Annotated in this window: 25 protein-coding genes and 1 pseudogene; 15 read left to right on the top strand and 11 right to left on the bottom strand. The window is 66.8% G+C overall.

The features are described from left to right. From AC5Y4S_RS25835 to AC5Y4S_RS25810, 6 genes are all read left to right on the top strand, one after another. Positions 1 to 1,245, top strand: coding sequence for a cytochrome P450 (locus tag AC5Y4S_RS25835; RefSeq protein WP_500035417.1), 1,245 nt, complete (start codon positions 1 to 3; stop codon positions 1,243 to 1,245). Positions 1,246 to 1,405: 160 nt separating this feature from the next. Further along, a complete protein-coding gene (locus AC5Y4S_RS25830) occupies positions 1,406 to 2,467 on the top strand; it encodes an amidohydrolase family protein (protein WP_500035472.1) in 1,062 nt (353 codons plus the stop codon). Positions 2,468 to 2,477: 10 nt separating this feature from the next. Further along, complete coding sequence (locus AC5Y4S_RS25825; RefSeq protein WP_500035416.1) at positions 2,478 to 3,719, top strand: M24 family metallopeptidase; 1,242 nt, start codon at positions 2,478 to 2,480, stop codon at positions 3,717 to 3,719. Then, the gene (locus tag AC5Y4S_RS25820; protein WP_500035415.1) at positions 3,709 to 4,830 is read left to right on the top strand and encodes a M24 family metallopeptidase; all 1,122 of its coding nucleotides are present in this window, start codon (positions 3,709 to 3,711) and stop codon (positions 4,828 to 4,830) included. Before AC5Y4S_RS25825 ends, AC5Y4S_RS25820 begins: the two co-directional genes overlap by 11 nt. Continuing rightward, a complete protein-coding gene (locus AC5Y4S_RS25815; protein ID WP_500035414.1) occupies positions 4,827 to 7,256 on the top strand; it encodes a CaiB/BaiF CoA transferase family protein in 2,430 nt (809 codons plus the stop codon). Before AC5Y4S_RS25820 ends, AC5Y4S_RS25815 begins: the two co-directional genes overlap by 4 nt. 62 nt (positions 7,257 to 7,318) lie before the next feature. Then, the gene (locus AC5Y4S_RS25810) at positions 7,319 to 7,789 is read left to right on the top strand and encodes a hypothetical protein (protein WP_500035413.1); all 471 of its coding nucleotides are present in this window, start codon (positions 7,319 to 7,321) and stop codon (positions 7,787 to 7,789) included. Here the strand turns inward: AC5Y4S_RS25810 and AC5Y4S_RS25805 are convergent. The 3 genes from AC5Y4S_RS25805 to AC5Y4S_RS25795 all read right to left on the bottom strand — a co-directional run bounded on the left by AC5Y4S_RS25805 (position 7,722) and on the right by AC5Y4S_RS25795 (position 10,240). Continuing rightward, positions 7,722 to 8,558, bottom strand: a complete 837-nt coding sequence (locus tag AC5Y4S_RS25805; RefSeq protein ID WP_500035412.1) for an SDR family NAD(P)-dependent oxidoreductase — start codon at positions 8,556 to 8,558, stop codon at positions 7,722 to 7,724. The two genes, AC5Y4S_RS25810 and AC5Y4S_RS25805, sit on opposite strands and share 68 nt — an antisense overlap. Before the next feature lie 10 nt (positions 8,559 to 8,568). Then, positions 8,569 to 9,420, bottom strand: coding sequence for a mycofactocin-coupled SDR family oxidoreductase (locus tag AC5Y4S_RS25800; protein WP_500035411.1), 852 nt, complete (start codon positions 9,418 to 9,420; stop codon positions 8,569 to 8,571). A 169-nt stretch (positions 9,421 to 9,589) separates the two neighbouring features. Beyond that, complete coding sequence (locus AC5Y4S_RS25795) at positions 9,590 to 10,240, bottom strand: TetR/AcrR family transcriptional regulator (RefSeq protein ID WP_068179042.1); 651 nt, start codon at positions 10,238 to 10,240, stop codon at positions 9,590 to 9,592. A gap of 219 nt (positions 10,241 to 10,459) precedes the next feature. On the opposite strand from AC5Y4S_RS25795, the pseudogene AC5Y4S_RS25790 reads away from it, so the two are divergent. Then, positions 10,460 to 11,113 (top strand): annotated as a pseudogene (locus AC5Y4S_RS25790) (acyl-CoA dehydrogenase family protein); the annotation flags it as partial. Further along, the gene (locus AC5Y4S_RS25785) at positions 11,111 to 11,635 is read left to right on the top strand and encodes an acyl-CoA dehydrogenase family protein (protein WP_500035471.1); all 525 of its coding nucleotides are present in this window, start codon (positions 11,111 to 11,113) and stop codon (positions 11,633 to 11,635) included. The pseudogene AC5Y4S_RS25790 and the gene AC5Y4S_RS25785, both read left to right, overlap by 3 nt. Here the strand turns inward: AC5Y4S_RS25785 and AC5Y4S_RS25780 are convergent. Continuing rightward, a complete protein-coding gene (locus tag AC5Y4S_RS25780) occupies positions 11,632 to 11,895 on the bottom strand; it encodes a DUF4190 domain-containing protein (protein ID WP_068107480.1) in 264 nt (87 codons plus the stop codon). The genes AC5Y4S_RS25785 and AC5Y4S_RS25780 overlap by 4 nt on opposite strands. A gap of 24 nt (positions 11,896 to 11,919) precedes the next feature. Here AC5Y4S_RS25780 and AC5Y4S_RS25775 point away from each other — a divergent pair, with 24 nt between their 5' ends. Then, a complete protein-coding gene (locus tag AC5Y4S_RS25775; RefSeq protein ID WP_500035410.1) occupies positions 11,920 to 12,429 on the top strand; it encodes a DinB family protein in 510 nt (169 codons plus the stop codon). A 1-nt stretch (position 12,430) separates the two neighbouring features. Here the strand turns inward: AC5Y4S_RS25775 and AC5Y4S_RS25770 are convergent, their stop codons facing one another. From AC5Y4S_RS25770 to AC5Y4S_RS25740, 7 genes are read right to left on the bottom strand one after another with little or no spacing between them, the layout of a single operon-like run. Beyond that, positions 12,431 to 13,177: an acyl-CoA dehydrogenase family protein gene (locus tag AC5Y4S_RS25770; RefSeq protein WP_500035470.1), complete on the bottom strand. Its 747-nt coding sequence runs from the start codon at positions 13,175 to 13,177 to the stop codon at positions 12,431 to 12,433. A 51-nt stretch (positions 13,178 to 13,228) separates the two neighbouring features. Then, positions 13,229 to 14,326: an acyl-CoA dehydrogenase family protein gene (locus AC5Y4S_RS25765; protein WP_500035409.1), complete on the bottom strand. Its 1,098-nt coding sequence runs from the start codon at positions 14,324 to 14,326 to the stop codon at positions 13,229 to 13,231. Between the two features lie 10 nt (positions 14,327 to 14,336). Further along, positions 14,337 to 14,759, bottom strand: coding sequence for a nuclear transport factor 2 family protein (locus AC5Y4S_RS25760; RefSeq protein WP_068107451.1), 423 nt, complete (start codon positions 14,757 to 14,759; stop codon positions 14,337 to 14,339). Next, complete coding sequence (locus AC5Y4S_RS25755) at positions 14,743 to 15,957, bottom strand: metal-dependent hydrolase family protein (protein ID WP_500035408.1); 1,215 nt, start codon at positions 15,955 to 15,957, stop codon at positions 14,743 to 14,745. Before AC5Y4S_RS25755 ends, AC5Y4S_RS25760 begins: the two co-directional genes overlap by 17 nt. 3 nt (positions 15,958 to 15,960) lie before the next feature. Beyond that, the gene (locus AC5Y4S_RS25750; RefSeq protein ID WP_500035407.1) at positions 15,961 to 16,284 is read right to left on the bottom strand and encodes a hypothetical protein; all 324 of its coding nucleotides are present in this window, start codon (positions 16,282 to 16,284) and stop codon (positions 15,961 to 15,963) included. Continuing rightward, entirely contained in the window at positions 16,268 to 17,545 is a 1,278-nt protein-coding gene (locus tag AC5Y4S_RS25745) for an aromatic ring-hydroxylating oxygenase subunit alpha (protein ID WP_500035406.1), read from the bottom strand. Before AC5Y4S_RS25745 ends, AC5Y4S_RS25750 begins: the two co-directional genes overlap by 17 nt. 4 nt (positions 17,546 to 17,549) lie before the next feature. After that, on the bottom strand, positions 17,550 to 18,083 hold the full coding sequence (locus AC5Y4S_RS25740; protein WP_500035405.1) for a carboxymuconolactone decarboxylase family protein: 534 nt from the start codon (positions 18,081 to 18,083) through the stop codon (positions 17,550 to 17,552). Between the two features lie 282 nt (positions 18,084 to 18,365). On the opposite strand from AC5Y4S_RS25740, the gene AC5Y4S_RS25735 reads away from it, so the two are divergent. The 6 genes from AC5Y4S_RS25735 (at position 18,366) to AC5Y4S_RS25710 (ending at position 24,138) form a co-directional block, all read left to right on the top strand. Further along, the gene (locus AC5Y4S_RS25735) at positions 18,366 to 19,664 is read left to right on the top strand and encodes an amidohydrolase family protein (RefSeq protein ID WP_085184236.1); all 1,299 of its coding nucleotides are present in this window, start codon (positions 18,366 to 18,368) and stop codon (positions 19,662 to 19,664) included. A gap of 114 nt (positions 19,665 to 19,778) precedes the next feature. Beyond that, positions 19,779 to 20,945: an acyl-CoA dehydrogenase family protein gene (locus tag AC5Y4S_RS25730; RefSeq protein ID WP_068107463.1), complete on the top strand. Its 1,167-nt coding sequence runs from the start codon at positions 19,779 to 19,781 to the stop codon at positions 20,943 to 20,945. Further along, complete coding sequence (locus tag AC5Y4S_RS25725; protein ID WP_500035404.1) at positions 20,942 to 21,757, top strand: enoyl-CoA hydratase/isomerase family protein; 816 nt, start codon at positions 20,942 to 20,944, stop codon at positions 21,755 to 21,757. The genes AC5Y4S_RS25730 and AC5Y4S_RS25725 overlap by 4 nt, the downstream gene beginning before the upstream one ends. Next, a complete protein-coding gene (locus AC5Y4S_RS25720; RefSeq protein ID WP_500035403.1) occupies positions 21,750 to 22,895 on the top strand; it encodes a thiolase family protein in 1,146 nt (381 codons plus the stop codon). The genes AC5Y4S_RS25725 and AC5Y4S_RS25720 overlap by 8 nt, the downstream gene beginning before the upstream one ends. Positions 22,896 to 22,999: 104 nt before the next feature. Next, positions 23,000 to 23,614, top strand: a complete 615-nt coding sequence (locus AC5Y4S_RS25715; RefSeq protein ID WP_500035402.1) for a TetR/AcrR family transcriptional regulator — start codon at positions 23,000 to 23,002, stop codon at positions 23,612 to 23,614. Beyond that, positions 23,611 to 24,138: a hypothetical protein gene (locus AC5Y4S_RS25710; RefSeq protein ID WP_500035401.1), complete on the top strand. Its 528-nt coding sequence runs from the start codon at positions 23,611 to 23,613 to the stop codon at positions 24,136 to 24,138. Before AC5Y4S_RS25715 ends, AC5Y4S_RS25710 begins: the two co-directional genes overlap by 4 nt. The last annotated feature ends 130 nt before the right edge of the window (positions 24,139 to 24,268 follow it).

The raw sequence follows: 24,268 nt of genomic DNA, 5'->3' as shown, positions 1-24,268 counted from the left end.
ATGTCGGACACCCTGACGAGCACCCAGACCAAAGCGGATCCGCAGATCCCCGACTATCCGATGGCGCGCGATGCCACCTGTCCGTTCGCGCCGCCTCCGGACGTCATGGCGCTCGCCGAGACCGAGCCGCTGTCCAGGGTTCGGATTTGGGACGGCAGCACGCCATGGCTCATCACCGGCTACGACCAAGTGCGGGAACTGTTTTCCGACTCCCGGGTCAGCGTCGACGACCGGGCGCCCGGGTTTCCGCACTGGAACGCGGGCATGTTGGCTACGGTGCACAAGCGCCCGCGGTCGGTCTTCACCTCCGACGGCGAGGAGCACACGCGCTTCCGGCGGATGCTGTCAAAGCCCTTCACCTTCAAGCGGGTTGAGGGATTGCGGCCCAACATCCAGCAGATCACCGACGACCACATCGACGCGATGCTGGCCGGGCCCAAGCCCGCCGACATCGTCAGCGCCATCGCGCTGCCGGTCCCGTCGCTGGTGATCAGCCAGATGCTCGGGGTGCCATACGAAGACGCGGAGATGTTTCAGCACCACGCCACCGTCGGGCTCGCGCGGTATGCGACGGGGGAGGACACCGCCAAAGGCGCGATGAGTCTCCACAAATATCTGAGCCAGCTGGTCGAGGCGAAGATGGAAAACCCGGCGGAGGACGCGGTGTCCGACCTCGCCGAGCGGGTGAAGGCCGGCGAGCTGAGCGTGAAAGAGGCCGCCCAGCTCGGCACCGGCTTGCTGATCGCCGGGCACGAGACGACCGCAAACATGATCGGGCTCGGCGTGCTTGCGCTGCTGGAAAATCCCGACCAGTTGGCCGTCATCCGCGACGCCGATGACCCCAAGATCGTCGCCAATGCGGTCGAGGAGCTGTTGCGCTACCTCAGCATCATCCAGAACGGCCAGCGCCGGGTGGCGCTGGAAGACATCACCATTGCCGGAGAGGTGATTCGCGCCGGCGAAGGCATCATCATCGACCTGGCTCCGGCGAACTGGGATTCGCACGCCTTCACCGAGCCGGATCGGCTATACCTGCACCGGTCCGGGGCCGATCGCAATGTCGCGTTCGGTTATGGCAGGCATCAGTGCGTCGGGCAACAGCTGGCCCGTGCCGAGCTGCAGATCGTCTACCGGACGTTGTTCCGCCGCATCCCCACGCTGGCGTTGGCGATCCCGTTCGAGCAAGTGCCGTTCAAGGAGGACCGGCTCGCCTACGGCGTGTACGAACTGCCGGTGACCTGGTGAAAACTTTTTCCAAGCAGCCCGAAGTGCCGATCCGAACGGAGAGTCAACGATGACGACACAGACCAGCGCCCCGTCGCTCTACCCGCCCCAAGGCTTTGGCGCACCAAAGGATCGCCGCGGGCACGCCGGCGGGGTCAACGTCGGCCTGCCGGAGGGCACCGTGGTGTTCTCCGCGGACAACCACATCTCCCTGGCCGACGACATCTTCTACCAACGCTTCCCCGACGAGCTCAAGGACAAGGCGCCGCGAATCTGGTATGAAGACGGCGCCTACCAGGTCGGGCGCAAGGGACAATCGTTCCTCCCCGGCGACTTCAGCGCGGTGCTCATGCAGTACGACGACCTGCCCGGGGCCGCGAGCACCAACATCGAGGCCCGGATCCAGGAGCTGCACGACGACGGCGTCGACAAAGAACTGGCATTCCCCAACGCGGTGCTCGCGCTTTTCCACTACCCGGACAAGCAACTTCGCGAGCTCACGTTCCGCATCTACAACGAGTACATCGCCGAACTCCAGGAACGCTCGAGCGGTCACTTCTATGGCGCCGGGCTGATCAACTGGTGGGATCCCAAGGGCACGCGCAAGACGCTTGACGAGCTTAAGTCGTTGGGAATCAAGACATTCCTGATGCCGCTGAACCCGGGCAAGGACGACGACGGCAACCCCATCGACTACTCGAGCACGTCCATGCGCGCCGTCTGGGACGAGATCGAGGCGTCGGGGCTGCCGATCACCCACCACATCGGCGAAACCCCGCCGAAGAGCCCGTGCGAATTCAACAGCGTCGTCGTCGGGATGATGATCAACATCGACGGCTTCCGGGAGACGTTCTCCAAGTACATCTTCGGCGGCATCCTCGACGACCACCCGAGCCTGCGGATCGGGTGGTTCGAGGGTGGAATCTCGTGGGTTCCCTGGGCCCTGCAAGACGCCGAGCACCTGGTGGCCTCCTATCAACACATGTTCAACCGGCCGCTGCAGCACGACGTGCGCTACTACTGGGAGAACCACATGAGCGCCTCGTTCATGGTGGACCCGCTGGGCCTGGAGCTGATCGACAAGATCGGTGTGGACAAGGTCATGTGGTCCAGCGACTACCCGCACAACGAAAGCACCTACGGCTACTCGGAGAAGTCACTGGCCGCGGTCGTCGAGGCCGTCGGACCGGAAAACGCGGTGCGGATCGTCAGCGGCAACATCACCAAATTCCTGGGCCTGTAGGGGTGGCGTAATGACGACGCTGGCACGGTCGGGCGCCGGTCTGGTGCTCCCCGAAACTCCGGACCTGGGCCGGATGCGTCGCGAGACCGGCGCGCGGTTGCGCGCGGCGATGGCCGAACGCGGTGTCGACGCGATGGTCCTGTTGGGCAACAACGCCGTGGTGTACGCCACCGGAACCAGTTGGCCGCTGGGTGATGCGGGTCTGTCCTACGTCGAGCGGCCGGTGGCCGTGGTGCTCGGCGACGACGAGTGGCCACACCTGTTCCTGCCGTTCCGTGAGGGCGTCGCGCACGAGTCGGAGCTTCCCGCTGACCATCTGCACGGACCGGTCTACCTCGAATTCGACGAGGGCGTCGGCGATTTCGCTCGTCGATTGGCCGATCTGATACCGGTCGGCGCGGTGGTCGCGGTCGACGAGTGCACCGGCGCGATGTCACGAGCCGCGAAGTCGTTGTTCCCCAACGGCGGTCCCGCCGATGCGGCGCCCATCGTCAGCGCCGCCAAGGTCGTCAAAACCCCGGACGAACTGGCCTGCATCCGCACCGCCGTGCGGATCACCGACGAGGCGATGATCGACGTGCACAAGGCCCTTGCCTCCGGCGTCCGCCAGACCGACCTGTCCGCAAGCTTTTTGCGGCGGGCCTTCGAGTTGGGCGCCATGGCCAGCATGCTCGAGCCGATCTGGCAGGTGATGCCGCCGAGCAAGGCCGAAGGAGTCTGGACGACGCATGGCGACCTGGCGCTGCCGCTGCTGAGCACCGAGCGCGAACTGGCCGAGGGCGACGTCCTGTGGACCGACGTCAGCATCACCTACCATGGCTACTGCTCGGATTTCGGCCGCACCTGGATCGTCGGCCGTGAGCCAACGCCGCGCCAGCAGGCGCAGTTCGACCGGTGGCAGAACATCATGACGGCCGTCGAGGCCGTGGCTCGTGCCGGCGCCACCGCCGGCGATCTGGGCAGGGCCGCCATCGCGGCCAACGACGGCACCCGGCCCTGGCTGCCGCATTTCTACCTCGGCCACGGGATCGGCGTCAACGCGGCCGAAATGCCCATGATCGGAACGGATCTCGGCCAGGAGTTCGACGACAACTTCGTTCTGGAGTCGGGAATGGTGCTGGTGCTCGAGCCGGTGGTCTGGGAGGACGGCACCGGTGGCTACCGCAGCGAAGAAGTCGTGGTGATCACCGAGGAAGGCTCGACTCGATTGACCGACTACCCCTATGCCCCCTACGGCTCCCATGTCCGTTGACGTTCTGCCCGATGAGCGGGCGCTACGATCGGGCCGCCGTCAGCGCGTCCTGGACCAGATGGCGATGCACGACCTCGATGTGCTGGTGTTGGGTCGTCAGGCCAATACCCGTTACGTCACCGGGACCCCGCAGCTGTGGGTCGCCGGCACCCGGCCATTCGGTCCGTCCTGCGTGCTGGTTCGCGAGACGGGCGCCATCCACTTGCTCAGCACATGGGACGAGGGCGTCCCGGAGGACATTCCCCACGAGAACCTGTACGGCATCTCGTGGAACCCCGCCAACACCATGTCGGCGTTGCAACGCATCGACGGTGCGGCCACGGCGCGGCGCGTCGGAACCGACGCGCTCTCACCGGCTTTCGCGCAGCTGTTGCCAACCGCATTTCCCAAAGCCGAACTGGTCGACGGCGAGCTGGCGATGCGCGCCGCCCGGCGGGTCAAAACCGCCGAGGAGATCGTCGCGCTGCGGGAAGCCTGTGCGGTGGCCGAGTCCGGCCTGGCCGCCGCGGTGGCCGAGCTGCACCCCGGCGTGCGCGAGCAGACATTGGCCGGCGTCATGCTGGAGGCCATGGCGGCCGGGGGCGTCAGCACGCCGTCCAATCAGGAATTCGCGTGGATCACCTCGCGCGACCACTCGTGGCGACGGGTCAGCGGCGACGGCCGCGTGAAAGACGGCGATCTGGTGGCATTTTCGGCCGGTGTGCTGGCCGGCGGCTACATGGGCGAGGTCGGGCGCACCTGGCCGGCGGGCGACGTCGCAGGCGCCCCCGAGCTGTATCGGCGCTGGGGCCATCTGTGGGCGAGGCTGATCGACGCGTGCCGGCCCGGCGCCGCGGCCGCCGAATTGCTGGCGGCCTACGCGGCCGCCGGGGAACCGGCGCCCCCGATGCCGGTGGCCCGGGGCTTGGGCCTGGGCTTCGACCCGCCGGTTGTGTCGAAGCACCTGCCTCACACCGCGGCCGACGAACGACTCGAGCCGGGAATGGTTTTGGCCGTGACGGGCTACGTGTGGGAGCAGGGCATCGGTGCGGTGTTCGGGCGCGAGGCGGTGTTGATCACCGCCGACGGTCCCGAGGTCCTGACCACCTCGAGCCCGTCATGGCGGGCATGAGTGAGCAACCGAGGGCCGAATCCCCCTTGGCCGGCTGCACGGTGGTCGACCTTTCCACCGGCATAGCCGGCGCCTACTGCACGAAGCTGCTGGCCGACGGCGGCGCCGACGTCGTCAAAGTCGAAGCGCCGGAGGGTGATCCGCTGCGGCGGTGGTCGTCCTCTGGCGCGTCCATCCCGGCCGACACCGACGGGGCGCTATTCACCTTCCTGTCCGGGTCGAAGCACAGTGTCGTCGCCGACCCCGAGGCCGGCGACGACGTCGAGCTGGTCACCCGGTTGCTGGCCGCGGCGGACGCGGTGGTGTGGTCTCGGGGGTCGCGGGTGGCCGAACACCCACGGTTCACGCCCGACGCGATCCATCGGGCGCACCCACACCTGATCGTCACGTCGATTACGCCGTTTGGCTTGCGGGGCCCCTGGCGAGACCGGCCGGCGACCGAATTCACGCTGCAGGCATGGTCGGGCGGGATCGTCGGGCTGGGACGCGGGTTGCCCGAACGGGCGCCCGTCTTCGTCGGCGGACAGGTCGGGGAGTACATGGCCGGCGCGTACGCCAGCGCCGCGACCCTGGCGTCGCGATTGCGCCGCGAAGGCTCGGCGGGATCCGGCGAGATCATCGACCTGTCGATGCTGGAGACCCAGATCCTCTGTCTGACTTACTATCCGGTGACCTACTTCGAGATGCTCGGCCGGCCCTGGCGAGACGCGCGGCGCCTCACGGTGCCGGGCGTGGCGCAGGCAAAGGATGGCCTGGTCGACCTCGGTTGCGGGACCGCGCAGCAGTGGTTCGACCTGTGCGCGATGGTCGGCCACCCGGAGTGGATCGACGAGGAATCGCCGCTGACCATCACGGAGCAGGCCAACGTTCACGCCGAAGACATCTACGCCTGGGTCGAGGCCAACCTGGTCGACGAGATCCGCGACCTCGCGACGGCGTTCCGGATCCCCAATGCGCCGGTCGCCAACGGCGCCAACATCGAGTCGTTGGAACACTTCGTCGAGCGGGGATCCTTCGTGCGCAACCCGCGCGGCGACTTCCACCAGCCAAGCCACCCCTACCGGATGCGGCCCGCGAAGCTACGCCGGCCGGCAGCGGCGCCGCGGTTGGGCGAGCACACCGCGCGGTACCGGGCCGCGACCCTCACCCCACGGCCCGCGCCGGCTACCTCTCGATCGCCGAAGCCGTTGCCGTTCAGCGAACTTCGAATATTGGACATGACCACCTTCTGGGCCGGGCCCTGCTGCACTCACTTTCTGGCCATGCTCGGCGCCGAAGTCATCCACGTCGAGTCCGCCCGCCGGCCCGACGGCACCCGGCTCATCGCCGGGATACCGAGTACCGAAAAGCAGTGGTGGGACAAGTCGCCGATCTTCGCGGCGCTGAACACCAACAAGAGGGGCCTGGCGCTGGACCTGCAGCGTCCGGAAGGCCGCGAGGTACTCCTGCGGCTCATTGCGACATGCGACGTGATCGTGGAGAACTTCACCCCAAGGGTGCTGGACCAGATCGGGCTGGATTTCGCGGCGGTTCAAACGGTTCGGCCCGACGCGGTGATGCTGCGCATGCCCGGGTTCGGGCTCGACGGGCCCTGGCGCGACAACCCGGCGTTCGCCTATGCCATCGAATCGGCGTCCGGCCTGAGCTGGCTCACCGGCTACCCCGACCGGCCGCCGTACGAGCCGTATTCCATCGGGGATCCCAACGCCGGTGTGCACGCACTCAATTCACTGCTGCTGGCGCTGGAGCACAGGCGCCGCACGGGGCAGGGGGTGCTGGTCGAGGCCGCGATGGTCGATGCGGCGCTGAGCATTTCCGCCGAACAGGTCGTCGAGTACACCGCCTACGGGGCGCTGCTGCAGCGCGCCGGCAACCGCGGGCCGACGGCGGCGCCACAGAACCTTTACCGCAGTGCCGACATCGACGAATTCGGCCGGCCCGACAGCTGGGTCGCCATCGCGGTGGAAACCGACGATCAGTGGGAGCGGCTGTGCGCCGCGATCGGATCGCCGTCCTGGGCAACCGATCCCGAACTGTCGAGCCACGCCGGGCGGCGCGCCTGCCAGGACCTGATCGATGAGCGGCTCGCGGCGTGGTGCGAGCCGCGCGGCAGCGACGAGATCGTCACCTGCCTGTGGGACGCCGGCGTGCCGGCGGCCAAGGTGATGCAGCCGCACCGGCAGACGGAGCTGCAGCAGCTTTCATTTCGCGATTTCTTCGAAGAGGTCGACGACTCGCTGAACGGCCGGGCCAGGCTCAGCACCGTGCCAATGAGGTTCTCCGGAGGGCCCGGGCGCTTCCACACGACTCCCGCGCCCGCCCTCGGGCAACACAACCATGAGGTGCTCACCGCGCTGGGCCTGAACCCGGCGGAGATCGCGGACCTGGAAGCCGACGGGGTCATCGGCAGCGCACCCGCGATGTAGGCCGCTGGCCAATGTCGCGGCCGCCGTCGTCACACTTCCGGCTGCCGCGGCGTCTGAACGGTATGGACGCACTACTTCATCGAGGCGCATTGGTTGTGCTGGGCGCCGGCGGCGCCGTCACGGGCGGGTGGGCCTACGCGGCGCCGCGGCACTGGTATGACAACTTTCCCGGTTTCGGCATGAGCTGGCTCCCGCAACTCGGCCCGTACAACGAGCACTTCGTCAAGGACGTCGGGGCAATGTTTTTGGCGCTGACCGCGCTGACCGCGGTGACCTTTGTCCGGGTCGCCAACCAAACCCTGGTCCGGGTCACGGCCGTCGCCTGGCTCGTCTTCAACACGCTGCACTGCCTCTATCACCTGTCGATGCTGCAGATGTACAACACCCGGGACGCGGCGCTGAACGGAATCCTGTTGCCGCTGCTCGTCGTAGCCGCCGCGGCGCTGTTCAGTCCGGTGCGAACCGCTAGTGCGCCCAGCCCTCGGCGGCCTGCTCGTCAAAAGTGCGATCAATGCGGTCGAACCGACGCTTGACCGAGGCGCGCGCCGCCTCGTGTGGCAACACGTACAAACGATTGGCCAGGATCGCGTCGGCGGTGAGCCGCGCCACGTCGTCGACACCCAGCGTCTGGTCTTGCGCCGGCAGCGGCCCGAGCGAACCGGTCACGTCGGGCGTCGACGCCAGGCCGTAATCCGCGCCGCGGATTCGTTCCGAGTTGGACACCAACTTGGTTTCGACCACCATCGGGCACAGCACCGAAACGCCGATGCCGTCGTCCTTGACCTCGCGCGCCAGCGTCTCGGCCAAGGCCACGACGCCGTACTTGGCCACGCCGTACGCCCCGAGGCCCGCGTTGGGAACCAGTCCGGCGAACGACGCGGTGAATGCGATGTGGCCCCCGGTGCCCTGCTCGAGCAGCCTCGGCAGGAACGCTTCGACGGCGTGGATGGACCCCCACAGGTCGATATCGATCACCCAGCGCCAGTCCTCGTGCGTCATCTGCGCGATCGGACCCGCGACCACGATGCCGGCGTTGCTGAAGAGGATGTCAACCTGGCCGAGCAGGCGAAACGCTTCGTCCGCCAGGTGAACCATCTCCTCGAGATGCCGCACGTCGCACGTCACCCCGTGCGCGTCGAACCCCTCGCCACGCAAGTGCGCGACGGCCTGTTCCAGCGCGGGCTGGTCGACGTCGGCGAGCACGAGCCGGGCCCCGCGGCGGGCAAACTCGATGGCGGTAGCCAGGCCGATGCCACTCGCCCCACCGGTCACGACAGCGGCGCGTCCTTCAAATCCGTCCATAGGACGGACCCTATTTCAGACAGCTACCGGCATCGATCGGCAGGGTCACGCCGGTGACGTAGCGGGACTCGTCGGAGGCGAAGAACAGCACCGCGTTGCTGATGTCGATCGGGTCCACCCACGGGACGGGCAGCGTGTGGAACATCTGGCAGATCGGGGCCATGTCGTCGGGACCCGGATTCTCCAGGTCCGGCCGGAACATCCGCCACGTGCCCTCGTTCATGATCATCGGCGTGCTCACGTGGGTGGGGTGCACGGAGTTGACGCGAATCATGTGCTGCCCCAACTCGACTCCGAAGGCGCGCATCAGCCCTACCACGCCGTGCTTGGCGGCGACATAGTGCCCGGTGTGCGGGTACGCCTTGAGTCCGCCGACCGAGCTGGTCAGCACGATCGATCCGCCGCGTCCGCCGGCCAGGATGTGCGGGACACCGGCCTTCACCGTCTTCCACACCCCCGACAGGTTGACGTCGATCATCTCCGTCCAGTCCTCTTCGCTGGTTTTGTCCAGCGTCTCACCGCCATTGCCGATGCCCGCGTTGGCGACGATGATGTCCAGCCGGCCCAGCTGCTCCACTCCGCTGTCGACGGCCGCCTTGAGTGCGGCGTAGTCGCGCACGTCGACTTCGGCCGTGACGATCCGGCGGTTGTGCCCCTTGACGAGGTCGGCCGTCTCGGCCAGGTCCTCCGGCGTCGACGCCGGGATCGCGGAGCCCTCCACCTGGCCCTCGCGAATCGGCTTGCAGATGTCGACCGCGATGATGTCGGCGCCCTCCTGCGCCAACCGCACCGCGTGGCTGCGACCCTGACCGCGCGCCGCCCCGGTGATGAAGGCGACCTTGCCCTCGACACGTCCAGTCATTGCTCCTACCTCATTTCCTCGGTGGCTCGGCGCAGAACAGCCGGCATGCCCGACGGGCGTCAACGGCGGATCCGTTTCGGTGCATTCTGATTCTAGATATTAGAGAACATGGTTCTCCGCTGGCAATGGCGTGCGCTATGTGCTCGGCCCTACGGGGCGGTAAGGCGTGCTAGCCGACGAATCCGCGTGAGCAGAAGTCCCACACCTCGTCGGCGGTGATGGGATGGATCGTCGCGTCGTCGGAGCCGCCGCTGGATTGGGCGATGAACATGACGGTCTGCATGGTCATGGCGGCCATCCGCTTCGGGTTGACCTCGGCGCGCAGCTTGCCGGCGTCGGCGGCGGCCTCCATGAGCTCGGTCAGCAACGCCAGCAGGGGGGCGTGGGCGACCTTGACCTCGGCAGGATGCGTCACCAGCAAACGGGGCGCAAAGTCGGTGAACAGCGGCCGCTTGGCCGTCGGGTCGGGGCGGGACGCCTCGTAGAGCAGCTCGACGGCGACTTTGAGGCGCTCCAGCGCGTCGGTCTGGCTCTCGGTGGCGGCGCGGATCTGGTCGGCGGACCGGCTCAGGGCGTCTTCGAACAGGGCGAGCAGAAGCTCGTGCTTGCCGTCGAACTGCAGGTAGAAGCTCCGCAACGACTGCCGGGACCGGTCGACGACCTCCTGGACGGTAAAGTCGGTGCTGCCCTTCTCGATGATGATCGCCTGTGCCGCGTCGAGGAACCGCTGAACTCGCTGTGCCGCACGCAATTTCGCGGTCTTGATCGACCGTTCGACGGCGCGCTGCTTCCAGGCCGGCTCTTCGCTCGGGCTTGTCACGGTCGGCTCAGAGGATTGCCGCGTGGGGAGAACATGATTGGACTCTACCGGAGAACGCCGTGCCATCGGTGCGCTCAACCCCCTATGGACGCCGTGTCGGAGATTGTAACTTTCTCACGACGAGAATAGTATTCTCTTAGACGTGTGTAGGGAAGCGTAATCGCAAGAGCGAACCACGCCGTCCCCGAGAATCCGGAAACCGCCTTTCGCAGGAGTGCTGTGCAACTGAGCTTTGATGCCGACGTCGAGGCGTTCCGCGCCGAGTTCGTGGCCTTCCTGGACGAGCATCTTCCCTCCGACGCCGAGGCGATCGAGCGACCCCGGTCGAGTTCACACGTCCCGGAGTGGGCCCGGCGTTGGCAGCGGCTGCTCTTCGACAGCGGATGGCTGCTGCCCGGCAATCCGCCGGAATTCGGTGGGCGCAACGCCACGCTTTTGCAGCAATACGTGTACTTGGAGGAATTGGGCCGTCGGCGCATCTATCAAAGTTTCAATCCGCAGGGCGTGGGCATCATCGCGGCGTCGTTGCTGTCCTTTGGCACCCCGGAGCAGAAGCGGCGATGGGCGGTGCCGATTCTGCGGGCGGAGCTCACCGCGTCGCTGGGGATGAGCGAACCGGGCGCGGGTTCGGACCTGGCGTCGCTGAAAACGCGGGCGGTGCTTGACGGCGACCATTTCGTGGTCAACGGGCAGAAGGTGTGGACGTCGGGCGCTCACGACGCCGACGTGCTGTTGACGTTCGTGCGCACCGATCCGGGCAAGCCGAAACACAAGGGCATCAGCGCGCTGATGATCCCGACCGACACCCCGGGCGTGGTGCGCCGCCCGTTCGCGTCGATGTGCGACGGCGACGAAATCGACTTCAACGAGGTGTTTTTCACCGACGCGCGGGTGCCGGCCGAGAATCTCGTCGGCAAGCTCGATGAGGGCTGGCGGGTGGCAACCGGTTCGCTGGGGCACGAACGGATCATGCTGTGGATGGGGTATGTCGACCTGTTGCACGAGCTGACCGTCGATTTCAGTCCGTCCGGGGTACTGGAGCGCGACCGCTACGCCACCCTGGTGATGGATTCCTACGCGCTGCGCCTGCTGGGGTCGGCGGCCCTGGCGCGCGCCGCCCGCGGGGAAGAGGACGTGCCGGCCCAGTCGGTGCTCAAGCTGCTCGGTTCGGAGGCGCTGCAGCGCGCCTCCGAGGACGCGCTGAACTCCGCGGGCGCCGAGGGCCTCGTCTACCACGCGGTGACCGCCCCGTTCGCGCCGCTGAACCTCGACAGCCACTACCGCAGCTGGTTCGACCGCTACGCGCGCAGCTTCGCCGCGACCATCGCCGGCGGCACCTCCGAAATTCAGCGCAACATCATCGCCGAGCGGGTGCTAGGCCTGCCCCGCAACTAGCGCGCGTCCAACCAGGCGTAGTAACCGATCGCCGCCAGCCCCGCGGCGATCGAGATAGCCCCTAACACCATGCCCGCCAAGGCGATTCGGGGATTGTTGGCCTCGCCGCGCTGCACTCGTCGGCGGGCGACGTCGCCGGTTATCACCGCCGCTATGCCGAAGGGCACCCCGATGAGCAGCCAGCAGGTGAGGAGCGCGACGATGCCCACGAGCAGCGAGGCGACGCCGACCTCGTTCCGGGGCACATCGGGCCGACTCACGTTTCCCATGTTAGACACGCGCCGATGCGCAACAAAGCCGTGCGGGACAATATGCGGCATGGCGCCGACCAGAAGCCACCCCGATCGTTTGGCGACGAGCGCGAAGTGTTGATGACGTTGCTGCAGTACCAACGGGAATCGTTGGCGCGCAAGATCGTCGGCATCGATGACGCCGCAGCACGCCAATCGGCGGTGAGCAGCGGGACCACGCTGTTGTGGCTCGTCCGCCACCTGGCCGGTGCCGAACGGCTATGGGTTATTCATCGGTTCGCTGGGGGCGAGGAGCCCGCGGGGGTGCCGGCGCCGTCGCACGACAGCGTCGATGCGGCGCTGAACGCCTATCGTCGGACCTGGTCGGATGTCGACGCGATCATCGCCGCGACCCCCAACCTCGACCAGGTCAGTGTCATTGCCGACAACAGCGGCCACGTCACGCTGCGTTGGATCCTTGCTCACCTCCTCGAGGAGACCGCTCGCCACGCCGGCCACGCCGACATCCTCCGCGAGCTGATCGACGGTGTGACGGGCCGGTAGGTTACAGCTGCGCCAGCCGCGGCGCGAAGCCCTTGGCCCGCAACGTCCTCCCGGCCTCCCGGGTCAACTCCCGCGCGCTGCCCAGCAGCCCGTCCAGGACCAGCGCCCGCTTGACGTGGTGGTGCAGCTGGTGCTCGGCGGTGAAGCCGATGCCGCCCAGCACCTGTTGGCAGTGGCGTGCGGCGGTGAGCGCCGCCTGACCGGCCGCGGCCTTGGCCAGCAGGGAAGCCAGGCCGTCGGCGTCATCCGGCTGGGCGGCGGCATGCAGGGTCGCCTCGGCGCCCTCGATCGCGACGAGCGTTTCGGCCAACCGGTGCCGGATCGCCTGAAACGAGCTGATGCGCCGACCGAACTGAACACGGTCCACGGCGTGCTGGCGCGCCAGCGACAGCATCGCCCGGCTGCTGCCGACCAGCCACCAGCCCAGCGCCCGCCGTCCCGCGGCGAGCGGAACCGGATCGCCCTGCGGCACATGGCGTATCGGCAGCCCGTCCAGCGTCGGGGTGGCCCGGTCGTCGCGCTCCCACACCACCCAGGCCTCCCCGGCGAACGGCAGGGGCACGGTTCCGCGGTCCCCGCGTCCGGCGGCTCGCAGCACCACATCGTTGAGCACCGGGGCGTGCGCGCCGGTCTCGCCGAGCAGCCGGAACACCAAAGGTATTGCGACGTCGGGTATCTCATCGAGCATGTCGTGCCAGCCGAGATCGGACAGCGCCGCGTCGAGCTTGGCCCCACTCGCGGCGGTCATGGTGGTGCGCAAGGAATCGGCCAGCAGCTGCAGCGCCTCGGCGTCCACGATTCACTCCTTCCCGAGGTCGAGCAGCCGGCGGGCGATGATGTTGCGCTGGATCTCGGCGGTGCCGCCATAGATGGTGGCCGCGCGCGAGTACAGGTACTCCGAGCGCCACGGCGTGTCATCGAGCTCCAGCGTCCCGGGCAACAGGTCACGGACGGTGTCGTAGAGCCGTTGCTCGGCGGTGGCCAGTAGCACTTTGTCGATGGAGGTGTCGGGTCCCAATCGCGCGCCGTCGCGCAATCGGTGCTGGGTGTCTCGGGATCGGCAGCGCAGCGTGTGCAGCGCCAGATAGGCCGAGCCCAAAGCGGATTCGTCGGGTTCCCGCGCTTCGGCGATGAGCTCGTCGAAGCGCGAGTAGAGGTAGGCGATCCGCTGCCAGAAGCAGGCGGAGCGTTCATAGGGCAGCAGGTCCATCGCGAGTCGCCAGCCGTCTCCGGGTCGGCCGAGCATGCGGCTTGACGGGATCACCACGTCGTCGTAGTAGACCTCGCAGAACTCGTCGACCCCGTGCATCGTGCGAAGCGGCCGTATGGTGATGCCCGGGGTGTCCAGGTCGACGAAGAACGCCGTGATTCCGTCATGAGAGGGCTGCGCCGCCGCGGTGCGGGTGAGCAGGACGCAGCGGGTGGAGAATTGCGCGAAGCTGGTCCAGACCTTCTGGCCGTTGACGACCCAGTTGTCGCCGTCCCGGGTGGCGCGGGTGGTCAGCGACGCCAGGTCGCTGCCGGACCCGGGCTCGGAAAAGCCTTGGCACCAATGCTCGCGGCCGCTGAGCAGCCGCGGCACCATTTCCGCGGCGAGTTCGGCGGGCGCGTAGTCGATCATCGTGGGAGCGAGCACTTCGAGCATCGAGTACGGGCCGGGCTCGGCCAGCCGCCGGCCCACCACTTCCTCGCCGACGATCGCGCGAAGCACCGCGGGCCCACCCAGGCCGCCGACCTCGACGGGCCAGCCGTAGCGCATCCAGTCGGCGTCGTACAACGCACGGCTGACGCGGGCGAATTGCTGCATATGGCCCCGCAGCGAGTGATCGGGTCCCGGGGTCAGATCATTGTCGTCGAGCCACGCGCACAGGCCCGCCCGGAACTCCTCGACATTCACCGCTCGGCTTTCACGGCTGGGGACGGCCGACGGCGTGCGGGCGCCCGGAGTCGTGCACGCCGCTGCGCCGGATGAAGGTCATCGCCCTTGTCTTCAGCCGCCACCCGTCGGCGGTGCGGGCGTAGGTGTCGCGGTAGTAGCCGATCCTCATGTCATGGGTGGCGTGCTCGATGAAGCACAGCGGCTGCGTGCCGCTGGCCGAATCGCCGTCGATGTCCTCGACCAGGGCGGTTCCGGTGAGAAACAAGCCCTTTGGCGCCGCGGCGACCAGCTCGGGGAACCTGTCCAGCCGATAGGTGTCGCCGAACGCGCTGTAGGTTCCGTCCGGGGTGAAGACGCCGATGAGCCCCTCGATGTCGCCCTGGGTGATGGTCACCGCGTAGCGGGCGAGCAGCTGCTGGATCTCGACCAGATCGTCAGTTCTGGTTGGCATAGACCTTGCCGCCTTTCATGACGAAGCTGACGTGCTGGGTAACGGTGATGTCTTCCAACGGGTTTCCGGGTACCGCGATGATATCGGCGAGCTGCCCCTGCACCAGCCGGCCCCGGTCGGTCGAGTTGATCAGCTCGGCCGCGGTCACCGTGGCCGCGCGCAGCACCGCCAGCGGCGGCAGGCCCCATTCCACCAGGGTGACAAGCTCATCGGCGTTCTTGCCGTGCGGTATCGCGGGGGCGTCGGTGCCGACGGCGATCTTCACACCGGCCTGGTGGGCGGCCAGGATCGAGGTGCGTGACCTCGGGAACATCTCCGCGGCCTTGGCCTGCAGCTCGGGCGGGGCGTGTGAGACGTCCATGCCCTCCGCCAGGCGCCGGGTGGATACCAGGAACGTGCCGTGCTCGACCATGGTCGCGATCGCCTCGTCGTCGATCAGGAAGCCGTGCTCGATGCAGTCGATGCCGGCCGCGACGGCATGCTTGACCGCGTCCGCCCCGTGCGTGTGCGCGGCGACCCGCAGCCCGCGCCGGTGCGCCTCGTCGACGATCGCGCACAGTTCCTCGTCCGAATAATGTTGAGCGCCAGGCGGTCCCGTCAGCGACATCACTCCGCCCGAGCAACAGACCTTGATCAGCTCGGCGCCGTGCTTGATCTGGTAGCGCACCGCCCTACGGATTTCGTCGATCCCGTTGGCGATGCCCTCTTCGACGGTCAGATCGAGCACGTGGGGGGCGAAGGCGGCGAACATCGTCGGATCCAGGTGGCCGCCGGTCGGGGTGATGGCGTGGCCGGCCGGCACCACCCTCGGCCCCTCGATCCAGCCCGCATCGATGGCCTTGCCAAGCGCGACGTCAAGCAGATAACCGCCGGTCTTGACGAACAACCCGAGGTTTCGCACCGTGGTGAAGCCGGCGCGCAACGTGCGGCGCGCGTTGCCGACCGCGCGCAGCACCCGGGTCGGCGGGTCGTCCTGAACCTGGGACAGGCCGGGTTTCTCCCCGCGCCCGCCCATCAGGAGATTGACCTCCATGTCCATCAGCCCGGGCAGCAGGATCCGGTCGCCGAGGTCGATGAGCTCACCCTCGGGCTCACCGCCCACGCCGGCGATCCGGTCGCCCTCGATCCGGACGACGCCGGGGGAGACGACCTCGCCGGCGTCGACGTCAAGCAGCCCGGCGGCCTTGAGCGTCAACACCGCTTAGATCACCGGTTCCCGGATGCACTCCACCCAGGCCGCGCCGCTGTCGGGCACCCGCGGCTGCTTCCATGCCTCGATCGGAAACGACACCATCACGAGCGACTGCATGATGTGCATGAGACTCTTTGCGTCGTCGGGCAGATCGTCCAGTGGGAATTTGTCGCAGTAGGCGATGGCGTCGTTGAGGCGCGGGAAAACGACATCGTAGAAAGCCTGCATCTCGGACATCGTCGAGGCCAGCCGCTTGGCGTAGCGTTCCGGCTCGGTGGCCAGATCCCAGTCCAAATAGGGCTCCAGGTCGGCAAATTCAGACGGTAACGCCATTGCGCTGGTACTCCTTTACGAAGTCGGAGGTCGTCTTGTGCAGATGACGGATCAGGACTTCCTGGTCGCACAGCAGGAATTCTTTGACGGCCCGGGTGCCGATCATGGTCTGGGTCGCTTCTAGGGTGTTGGCGTCCTGCAGCGCGTACTCCTTGAAGGTTACGGCGGCCAGCTCCTGGGCGAGGCGTTCCCTCGCGTTGCGCGGCGGGACGAAATACAACGTGCACTCGAACGTGTGCCTGTCGACGGCCGTCGGCCAGTAGTGGTAGGTCAAAAACCAGCCCGGCTCCCAGATCAGCAGCATGAAGTTCGGGTAGAAGAGCCACGAGTCGATGCCCCACTGCGGCACTCGCTTCACGTTGACACCCGGTGGCAGCTCGAGGTTCTCGATGATCTCCGGCTTGTCCCAGGGGCCGAACAAACCGCTGCGCAATACCTGGTCCATCGGCTTGACCATCGACATGTCCGGCGGCGGCGCCTGACCACCCCAGGTCGATTGCAGGTTGTGTGGTCCGGCTAGCTCGTAGTGCAGCGCCTCGTAGCCGTACTTCTGGATCTTGGCGGCTTCTTCCTTGGTGTATTGCCCCTGGTGCAGGATCGGCGCGTGGTAGAACTCGACGAACGCGTCGATGAACAGCTTCCAGTTGCTACCGACCTCGGCCCGGTACGAGTAGGTCTCGGTCATCTCGCCGAAGGGGTAGCCCTCGATGCTCTTGGCCAGCGGCCCGAGGTAGTCGGTGAGCGGCGCGGCGTTGTCGTCGAAGTTGATGAAGATGAAGCCTTCCCAAACCTCGCACCGGACGGGCGCAAGGCCGTACTGGCTCTTGTCGAGGCCGAAGAACTCGTCTTCCTGTTGGACGAAGGTCAGGTCGCCGTCCAGGCTGTAGCGCCAGGCGTGATATTTGCAGGTGAACTGCCGGCACGTGCCCGAGGTCTCCTCGTGCGGAAAGTCGTTCCACACCAGCTTGTTTCCGCGGTGCCGACAGACGTTGTGGAACGCCTTGACGGCTCCTTCCTTGGTTTTGGTGATGATCACCGACACGCCCTTGCCCGCCGAGGGCAGCTCCTTGGTGAAGTAGCTGCCGGTGCGTGGCAGCCGCTCCACACGGCCGACGTTGAGCCACGTCCTCTTGAAGATCGCGTCACGCTCGGCCTCAAAGAACGCCGGGTCGATGGAATCGGTGTAATCGACGGGCGCGGTGCCGAGTTCGGGGTAGTTTTCTGTCCAGCTTCCGGCAGCTGGTTTCGGGAAGTGGGGCAAGGCTCTAACCTTTCTCGTTCTCGAGCTGGACGCCAAAAGTGTTGATGGCCATCGCGAGCGCGATGTAGCCGCCGACGGTGAAGACGAAGTCCATTCGCTGACGTTCGTCGAGCCGCTCGCTGAGGCTGGCCCACGTCTGGTCCGAGACGTTTGACTTCTCGTCGAGTTCGTCGACGGCGGCGAACACGGCGCGATCGAACTCGTCGTCCGTCTCGCCGGTCTTGGCGGCGGCGATCTCCGCTTCGGACAGTCCGACCTTCTTTGCGATGTCCACGTGGTGGGACCACTCGTAGGCGCAGTCGCATCGATGGGCGACTCGCAGGATGGCTTGCTCGCGGATGCGCGCGGGTAGGGAGGAATCGAGCAGCAGGTACCCGCCGAACCGCAGATACGCCCGGGCGAGTTTCGGGTGGCGCGCCAGCGTGGACATGAGCGTTCCGGCGTCCCGGGGGTTTCGCCGTTCCGGGGGCAGCATGCCGGAAAGCGACTGCTCTATGGCCTCGTCCCACTGGTCCGCGGGCAGCGGCGGCAGGCGCATGCGCGCGTCTCCTCTCGGCGTTCTCGCGGGTAACTCTCGATCCAGGAGAATCATATTCTCATTTCCAACCAATAGAGTTGCATGATTCAGTCGGTTGGTCAATGCCGACCGCCGCGATCCGCGCTGGCCGGGCCCCGCGAGGGTTGCTGGATGTTGATTCTCGCTCCGCGAGAAGATAGTTTTCAAAATAGTGATCTTGGCGCCGGGCGATCATTCGCCGATGCTGTGCGGGAGCGGCGCGTCCGAATCGCTCAGCTGGATCAGACTTGGAGAGGACTGGCCATGAACAAAGAAGACATGATCCTGATCAGCGTTGACGACCACACCGTCGAGCCGCCGGACATGTTCAAGAACCACCTGGCGAAGAAGTACATCGACGACGCGCCCCGGTTGGTCCACAACCCCGACGGCTCCGACATGTGGAAGTTTCGCGACACGGTGATCCCGAACGTGGCGCTCAACGCGGTCGCCGGCCGGCCCAAGGAGGAGTACGGCATCGAGCCAACCGGGCTCGATGAGATCCGGCCGGGTTGTTACAACGTCGACGAGCGGATCAAGGACATGAACGCCGGCGGCATCCTCGCCTCGATCTGCTTCCCGTCGTTTCCCGGTTTCGCCGGGCGGCTGTTCGTCACCGAGGATCACGACTTCTCTATCTCGCTGGTCCAGGCGTACAACGACTGGCACATCGATGAGTGGTGTGGGGCGTATCCAGCGCGGTTCATCCCGATGGCCATCCCGGTGATCTGGGATGCCGAGGCGTGCGCCGCCGAGGTGCGCCGGGTGTCGAAGAAAGGCGTGCACGCGCTGACCTTCACCGAAAACCCGGCGGCAATGGGCTACCCCAGCTTCCACGATGAGTACTGGAACCCGCTGTGGAAGGCGTTGTGCGACACCAACACCGTGATGAACGTGCACATCGGATCCTCGGGCCGGCTCGCGATCACGGCACCCGACGCGCCGATGGATGTGATGATCACGTTGCAGCCGATGAACATCGTGCAGGCCGCCGCGGACCTGTTGTGGTCGCGGCCGATCAAGGAATACCCCGACCTGAAGATCGCGCTCTCCGAGGGCGGCACCGGGTGGATCCCCTACTTCCTGGAGCGGGCGGACCGCACGTTCGAAATGCATTCCGCGTGGACCCACCAGAACTTCGGCGGCAAGCTGCCCAGCGAGGTCTTCCGCGAGCACTTCCTGACCTGCTTCATCAGCGACAAGGTGGGCGTCGCCCTGCGCAACATGATCGGCATCGACAACATCGCATGGGAGGCCGACTACCCGCACAGCGACTCGATGTGGCCGGGCGCGCCCGAAGAACTGTGGGACGTGTTGTCCCTCAACAACGTTCCCGACGACGAGATCAACAAGATGGCCTACGAGAACGCCATGCGTTGGTACTCGTTCGACCCGTTCACTCACATTTCGCGCGAACAGGCGACGGTCGGCGCACTTCGCAAGGCCGCCGAGGGGCACGACGTGTCCATCAGGGCGAAGGGCCACGACAAGGATTCCCGAGGCGGTTCGTCCTTCGCGGAATTTGCGGCCAACGCGAAGTCCCTCACCGGCAACACGGACTGAGGCGCCAGGCGCGGTCCCCGCGAGCAGACGCAAAATCGCATTGTCCGGGCCGTAATTGTGCGACTTTGCGTCTGCTCGCGATGAAAAGGAGACCCAGAAGTGCCCGGCGGTGGAATGAATTTCGAGCTGACCGATGACCAGGAGCTGATCCGCCGGTCGGTCGCCGAGCTGGCCCGGAAGTTCGACGACCAGTACTGGATGGAAAAGGACCAGGCGCACGAGTTTCCGACCGAGTTCTACCGGGCCATCGCCGACGGCGGCTGGCTCGGCATGACGATTCCGACCGAGTACGGCGGCCACGGCCTCGGCATCACCGAAGCCACCATCCTGCTCGAGGAGGTGGCGAAATCCGGCGGCGCCATGAATGCGGCGAGCTCGATCCACCTGTCGATCTTCGGCATGCAACCGGTGGTGGTGCACGGTTCCGACGAACTCAAGGCGCGCACGTTGCCCAAGGTTGCGACGGGCGAGGTGCACGTCTGCTTCGGCGTGACCGAACCCGGTGCGGGGCTGGACACCTCGCGCATCACCACCTTCGCCAAACGCGACGGCGACCGCTACATCGTCAACGGCCGCAAGGTGTGGATCTCGAAGGCGATGGAGTCCGACAAGATCCTGCTGCTGACCCGGACCCAGAGCTATGACGAGGTCGCCAAGAAGACCGACGGGATGACGCTGTTCATCACCGATCTCGATCGCAGCCGGGTCGACATCCGCCCCATCCGCAAGATGGGCCGCAACGCCGTCAGCTCCAACGAGTTGTTCATCGACAATCTCGAAGTGCCCGTCGAGGACCGAATCGGCGAGGAAGGCAAGGGTTTCCAGTACATCCTGGACGGCCTGAATCCCGAACGGATGCTGATCGCCGCCGAGGCGCTCGGCATCGGACGGGTGGCGCTGGACAAGGCGGTGAAGTACGGCAACGAACGCGAGGTCTTCGGCCGGCCCATCGGCATGAATCAGGGACTGCAGTTCCCGCTCGCCGATTCGCTGGCCCGCCTCGACGCGGCCGAGCTGATGCTGCGCAAGGCGACGTGGCTCTACGACAACGGCAAACCCTGTGGGCGCGAAGCCAATACCGCCAAATACCTGTGCGCGGACGCGGGCTTCACAGCCGCGGACCGGGCGTTGCAGACCCACGGGGGCATGGGATACGCGGAGGAGTACCACATCACGCGCTACTTCCGCGAGGCTCGGCTGATGAAGATCGCGCCGGTCAGCCAGGAGATGATTTTGAATTTCCTGGGATCCAACGTCTTGAAATTGCCGAGGAGCTATTGACCACGCCCGACGATCCCGCGCTGCTCGTCGACGACCGCGGCGGCGTGCGGACCTTGACCCTCAATCGTCCACGCCGCAAGAACGCGATCAATCCCGACCTGTGGCTCGCTCTGCGGGACGCCCTCGTCGAGGCCGGGCGCGACCGCCGCGTGCGTGCGCTGGTCATCACCGGTGCAGGCGGCAGCTTCTGCTCGGGCGCCGACATCTCGGTGCCCGATGACGTTCATCCGAAATACAAGCTGCAGCGCCTGACGGACGTGGCCCTGGCCTTGCACGAGCTCCCGATTCCCACCATCGCCAAGGTGACTGGCGTCGCGGTGGGGGCGGGATGGAACCTGGCGCTCGGCTGCGATCTGGTGGTCGCGACACCGGAATCGACCTTCTGCCAGATCTTTTCCAAGCGTGGCCTCTCCATCGACCTGGGCGGTTCCTGGCTGCTGCCGAAACTCGTTGGCCTGCAGCAGGCCAAGCGTCTCGCGCTACTCGCGGAGACCATCGACGCGGCCGAAGCCCAAGCCCTCAACCTGGTCACCTGGGTGGTCTCCGCCACCGAGATCGACGCCTTCGTCCGGGATCTCGCCGACCGGCTCGCGTCCGGTCCGCCGTTCGCGCTCGCACAAACGAAGGCCCTGCTGAACGAGGGCGCCGATGGCACGATGCGCGACGCGCTGGCCAGCGAGGCGCGCGCACAAATAGGCAACTTCGCGACGGCGGACGCGGCGGACGCGTATGCCGCCTTCGCCGAACGGCGCGAGCCGTCGTTTACTGGTCGGTGGGCGTTATCGAAAACTGATGGAGAACAAGATGCGTGAGACGGTCATCGTCGAGGCGGTACGGACGGCGGTAGGAAAGCGCAACGGAGGGTTGTCCGGCATGCATCCGGCGGACCTGTCCGCGGTGGTCCTCAACGAGTTGCTGGACCGCGCCGGCGTGGGGCCGGAGATCGTCGACGACGTGGTTTGGGGATGCGTGTCCCAGGTCGGCGACCAGTCCAGCAACATCGGGCGCTACTCGGTCCTGGCCGCCGGCTGGCCGGAAACCATTCCCGGGACGACGGTCAACCGGGCGTGCGGTTCCAGTCAGCAGGCGCTCGATTTCGCCGTGCAGGCGGTGATGTCGGGTCAGCAGGACGTGGTCGTGGCTGGTGGCGTGGAGGTGATGAGCCGCGTTCCGCTGGGCGCGGCCCGCGCGTCGGGGATGCCGTACGGCCCGAAAGTCCTTGAGCGCTATGACGATTTCTCGTTCAACCAGGGACTGTCTGCGGAGATGATCGCGAAGAAGTGGGGATTTTCGCGCGGCCAGCTGGACGAGTACTCGGTCCAGTCGCACGAGCGGGCGGCCGCGGCCCAAGACAACGGGGCCTTTACCGATCAGATCGTTCCGGTGTTCACCGACGACGCGACCGTCGTCGCCGACGAGGGGGTGCGCCGGGGCACCACCGTCGAGAAACTGGCCGGGCTCAAGCCCGCGTTCGTCGACGACGGTGTCATCCATGCCGGCAATTCCTCGCAGATCTCCGACGGGGCGGCGGCGCTGTTGGTGACCACGGCGGAGATGGCCGTCGAGCTGGGTTTGACGCCGCTGTTGCGCTACCGGGCCGGCGCCGTCACGGGGGCCGACCCGGTCCTGATGCTCACCGGACCCATCCCGGCGACCGAGAAGGTGCTGACGAAGGCCGGCGTCTCGCTGGCGGACGTGGGGGTATTCGAAGTCAACGAGGCGTTCGCACCGGTCCCGCTGGCCTGGCTCGCGGAAACCGGAGCGGACCCGAGTCGGCTGAATCCGCTGGGCGGCGCCATCGCCCTTGGGCACCCGCTGGGCGCCTCCGGGGCGGTGCTGATGACGCGGATGGCCCACCACATGCGTGATCACGGGATCCGATACGGCCTGCAGACGATGTGCGAGGGCGGCGGCACGGCCAACGCCACCCTGGTCGAGCTGGTCTCGTAACACTCGCCGAAGGAACGGCCCCGATGAGACGCTTGTCACAGCGGGGAAACCAACCTACTGTGTGTTCAGTAGGTTGTTACAACGGCTGGCCGAGAGGGAGTCCGGTGCCCGTCGCGCGGCGATACGACACGCTTCTCGCCAAGGGCGAGGACCGCAAGCAGCGGATCCTCGACGTGGCGCAACGCCTGCTCCTGCGCAACGGCTGGCGCAACACCACGCTCGCCCAGATCGCCGGCGAGGCCGGGGTCACCCCCGCGGGCCTGCTGCACCACTTCGAATCCAAGGAGCAGCTGCTGCACGCCGTGCTGGACGCGCGCGACCAGGATGACGCCACCCACGCCGACCGGGCCGGGGATCTGCTCGCCGAGATCGCCCGGGTCGCCGATCGCTTCAGCCGGGCGCCCGAGATGGTGGGCACGTTCACCGTGCTGCTGGTCGAAAACATCCTGCCCGACGCCCCGCTGCACGATCGCATGCTGGATCGGCAGCGGCAGGCGATCGACATCGTCGCCGAGCTCATCCGGCTCGGTCAGGCAGACGGCCGGTATCGCACCGACATAGACCCGGCCGTCAAGGCAATCGAAATTCTCGCCTTCGTCCACGGAATGGAAACAATATGGTTGCTCGACCCTTCGATACCGCTGACCGACGCGTTCAAGGAGTACGCGGAGGCGCTGGCGCGGGACTTCGCGCCGCCGAAGACGAGCGAGCAGACATGAGGTACCGGCTCGACGTCGTCGCCAGCAGCGTCGCCGACGTGGTGCGGTTCGCCGGCGGCTGGCTCTTCGACCGCTCGATGGCGGGATGGGACGTCACCGTCCTGCTGACCGACCTGGCCGATTGCCCCGACGTTCGGCCGCTGCAGATCATCGGCGCCCAGACGCTCGACCTCGAGGACGCCCTGGCCACGGTGGACACGCGGCCGCACCCCCAGGCGCTGGCGGCCGCGGCCGACCTGTTCGGATGCGACTCCCGGGTGCGGCAGGGCGTGTTGCAAGCTCTCGACCACGGCGTCACCGAGGTCACGCTGTGGGGCGAGAGCTGGCCGGCCGAGCTGGACGACAGCGTCGGTCTGGTACAGCACCGGCTGAGCATGGCGGCGAAGATCTTCAAGGGTCAAGCCATCGCGGCGGCGTTGAACGGCGACGAGGCACCGCATGGCCCGATCGGTTACATCGAAACCTTTCGCAGCGGGCTGCTGGCGTGGCCATCGGTGGCCGCCGACCTGGTCCCGGCCGGCTAGTCACCGCTTCCAAACTCGGCAGCCGTCGTTTGACGACGACTGGGCCGTATGGAAATGTAATACTCATCTCTGAGAGGCTCATTCTCACTGCTGAGATTCGAACGGAGCGACACGGTGAACGACTTCACCA

The organism is Mycobacterium sp. NGS64 (genome assembly GCF_059812245.1).
The sequence above is the reverse complement of the archived record's forward strand: the minus strand, read 5'-3'. Positions and strand labels throughout refer to the sequence as shown.

Excerpts from the sequence above, each read along its gene's own strand:
- AC5Y4S_RS25810 (WP_500035413.1), top strand. The coding sequence starts at position 7,319 with ATGGACGCACTACTTCATCGAGGCGCATTGGTTGTGCTGGGCGCCGGC.
- AC5Y4S_RS25760 (WP_068107451.1), bottom strand. The coding sequence starts at position 14,759 with ATGCCAACCAGAACTGACGATCTGGTCGAGATCCAGCAGCTGCTCGCC.
- AC5Y4S_RS25735 (WP_085184236.1), top strand. The coding sequence starts at position 18,366 with ATGAACAAAGAAGACATGATCCTGATCAGCGTTGACGACCACACCGTC.
- AC5Y4S_RS25750 (WP_500035407.1), bottom strand. The coding sequence starts at position 16,284 with ATGGCGTTACCGTCTGAATTTGCCGACCTGGAGCCCTATTTGGACTGG.
- AC5Y4S_RS25805 (WP_500035412.1), bottom strand. The coding sequence starts at position 8,558 with ATGGACGGATTTGAAGGACGCGCCGCTGTCGTGACCGGTGGGGCGAGT.
- AC5Y4S_RS25710 (WP_500035401.1), top strand. The coding sequence starts at position 23,611 with ATGAGGTACCGGCTCGACGTCGTCGCCAGCAGCGTCGCCGACGTGGTG.
- AC5Y4S_RS25800 (WP_500035411.1), bottom strand. The coding sequence starts at position 9,420 with ATGACTGGACGTGTCGAGGGCAAGGTCGCCTTCATCACCGGGGCGGCG.
- AC5Y4S_RS25825 (WP_500035416.1), top strand. The coding sequence starts at position 2,478 with ATGACGACGCTGGCACGGTCGGGCGCCGGTCTGGTGCTCCCCGAAACT.
- AC5Y4S_RS25775 (WP_500035410.1), top strand. The coding sequence starts at position 11,920 with ATGCGCAACAAAGCCGTGCGGGACAATATGCGGCATGGCGCCGACCAG.
- AC5Y4S_RS25730 (WP_068107463.1), top strand. The coding sequence starts at position 19,779 with ATGAATTTCGAGCTGACCGATGACCAGGAGCTGATCCGCCGGTCGGTC.
- AC5Y4S_RS25835 (WP_500035417.1), top strand. The coding sequence starts at position 1 with ATGTCGGACACCCTGACGAGCACCCAGACCAAAGCGGATCCGCAGATC.
- AC5Y4S_RS25720 (WP_500035403.1), top strand. The coding sequence starts at position 21,750 with ATGCGTGAGACGGTCATCGTCGAGGCGGTACGGACGGCGGTAGGAAAG.
- AC5Y4S_RS25740 (WP_500035405.1), bottom strand. The coding sequence starts at position 18,083 with ATGCGCCTGCCGCCGCTGCCCGCGGACCAGTGGGACGAGGCCATAGAG.
- AC5Y4S_RS25815 (WP_500035414.1), top strand. The coding sequence starts at position 4,827 with ATGAGTGAGCAACCGAGGGCCGAATCCCCCTTGGCCGGCTGCACGGTG.
- AC5Y4S_RS25820 (WP_500035415.1), top strand. The coding sequence starts at position 3,709 with ATGTCCGTTGACGTTCTGCCCGATGAGCGGGCGCTACGATCGGGCCGC.
- AC5Y4S_RS25770 (WP_500035470.1), bottom strand. The coding sequence starts at position 13,177 with ATGACCGCCGCGAGTGGGGCCAAGCTCGACGCGGCGCTGTCCGATCTC.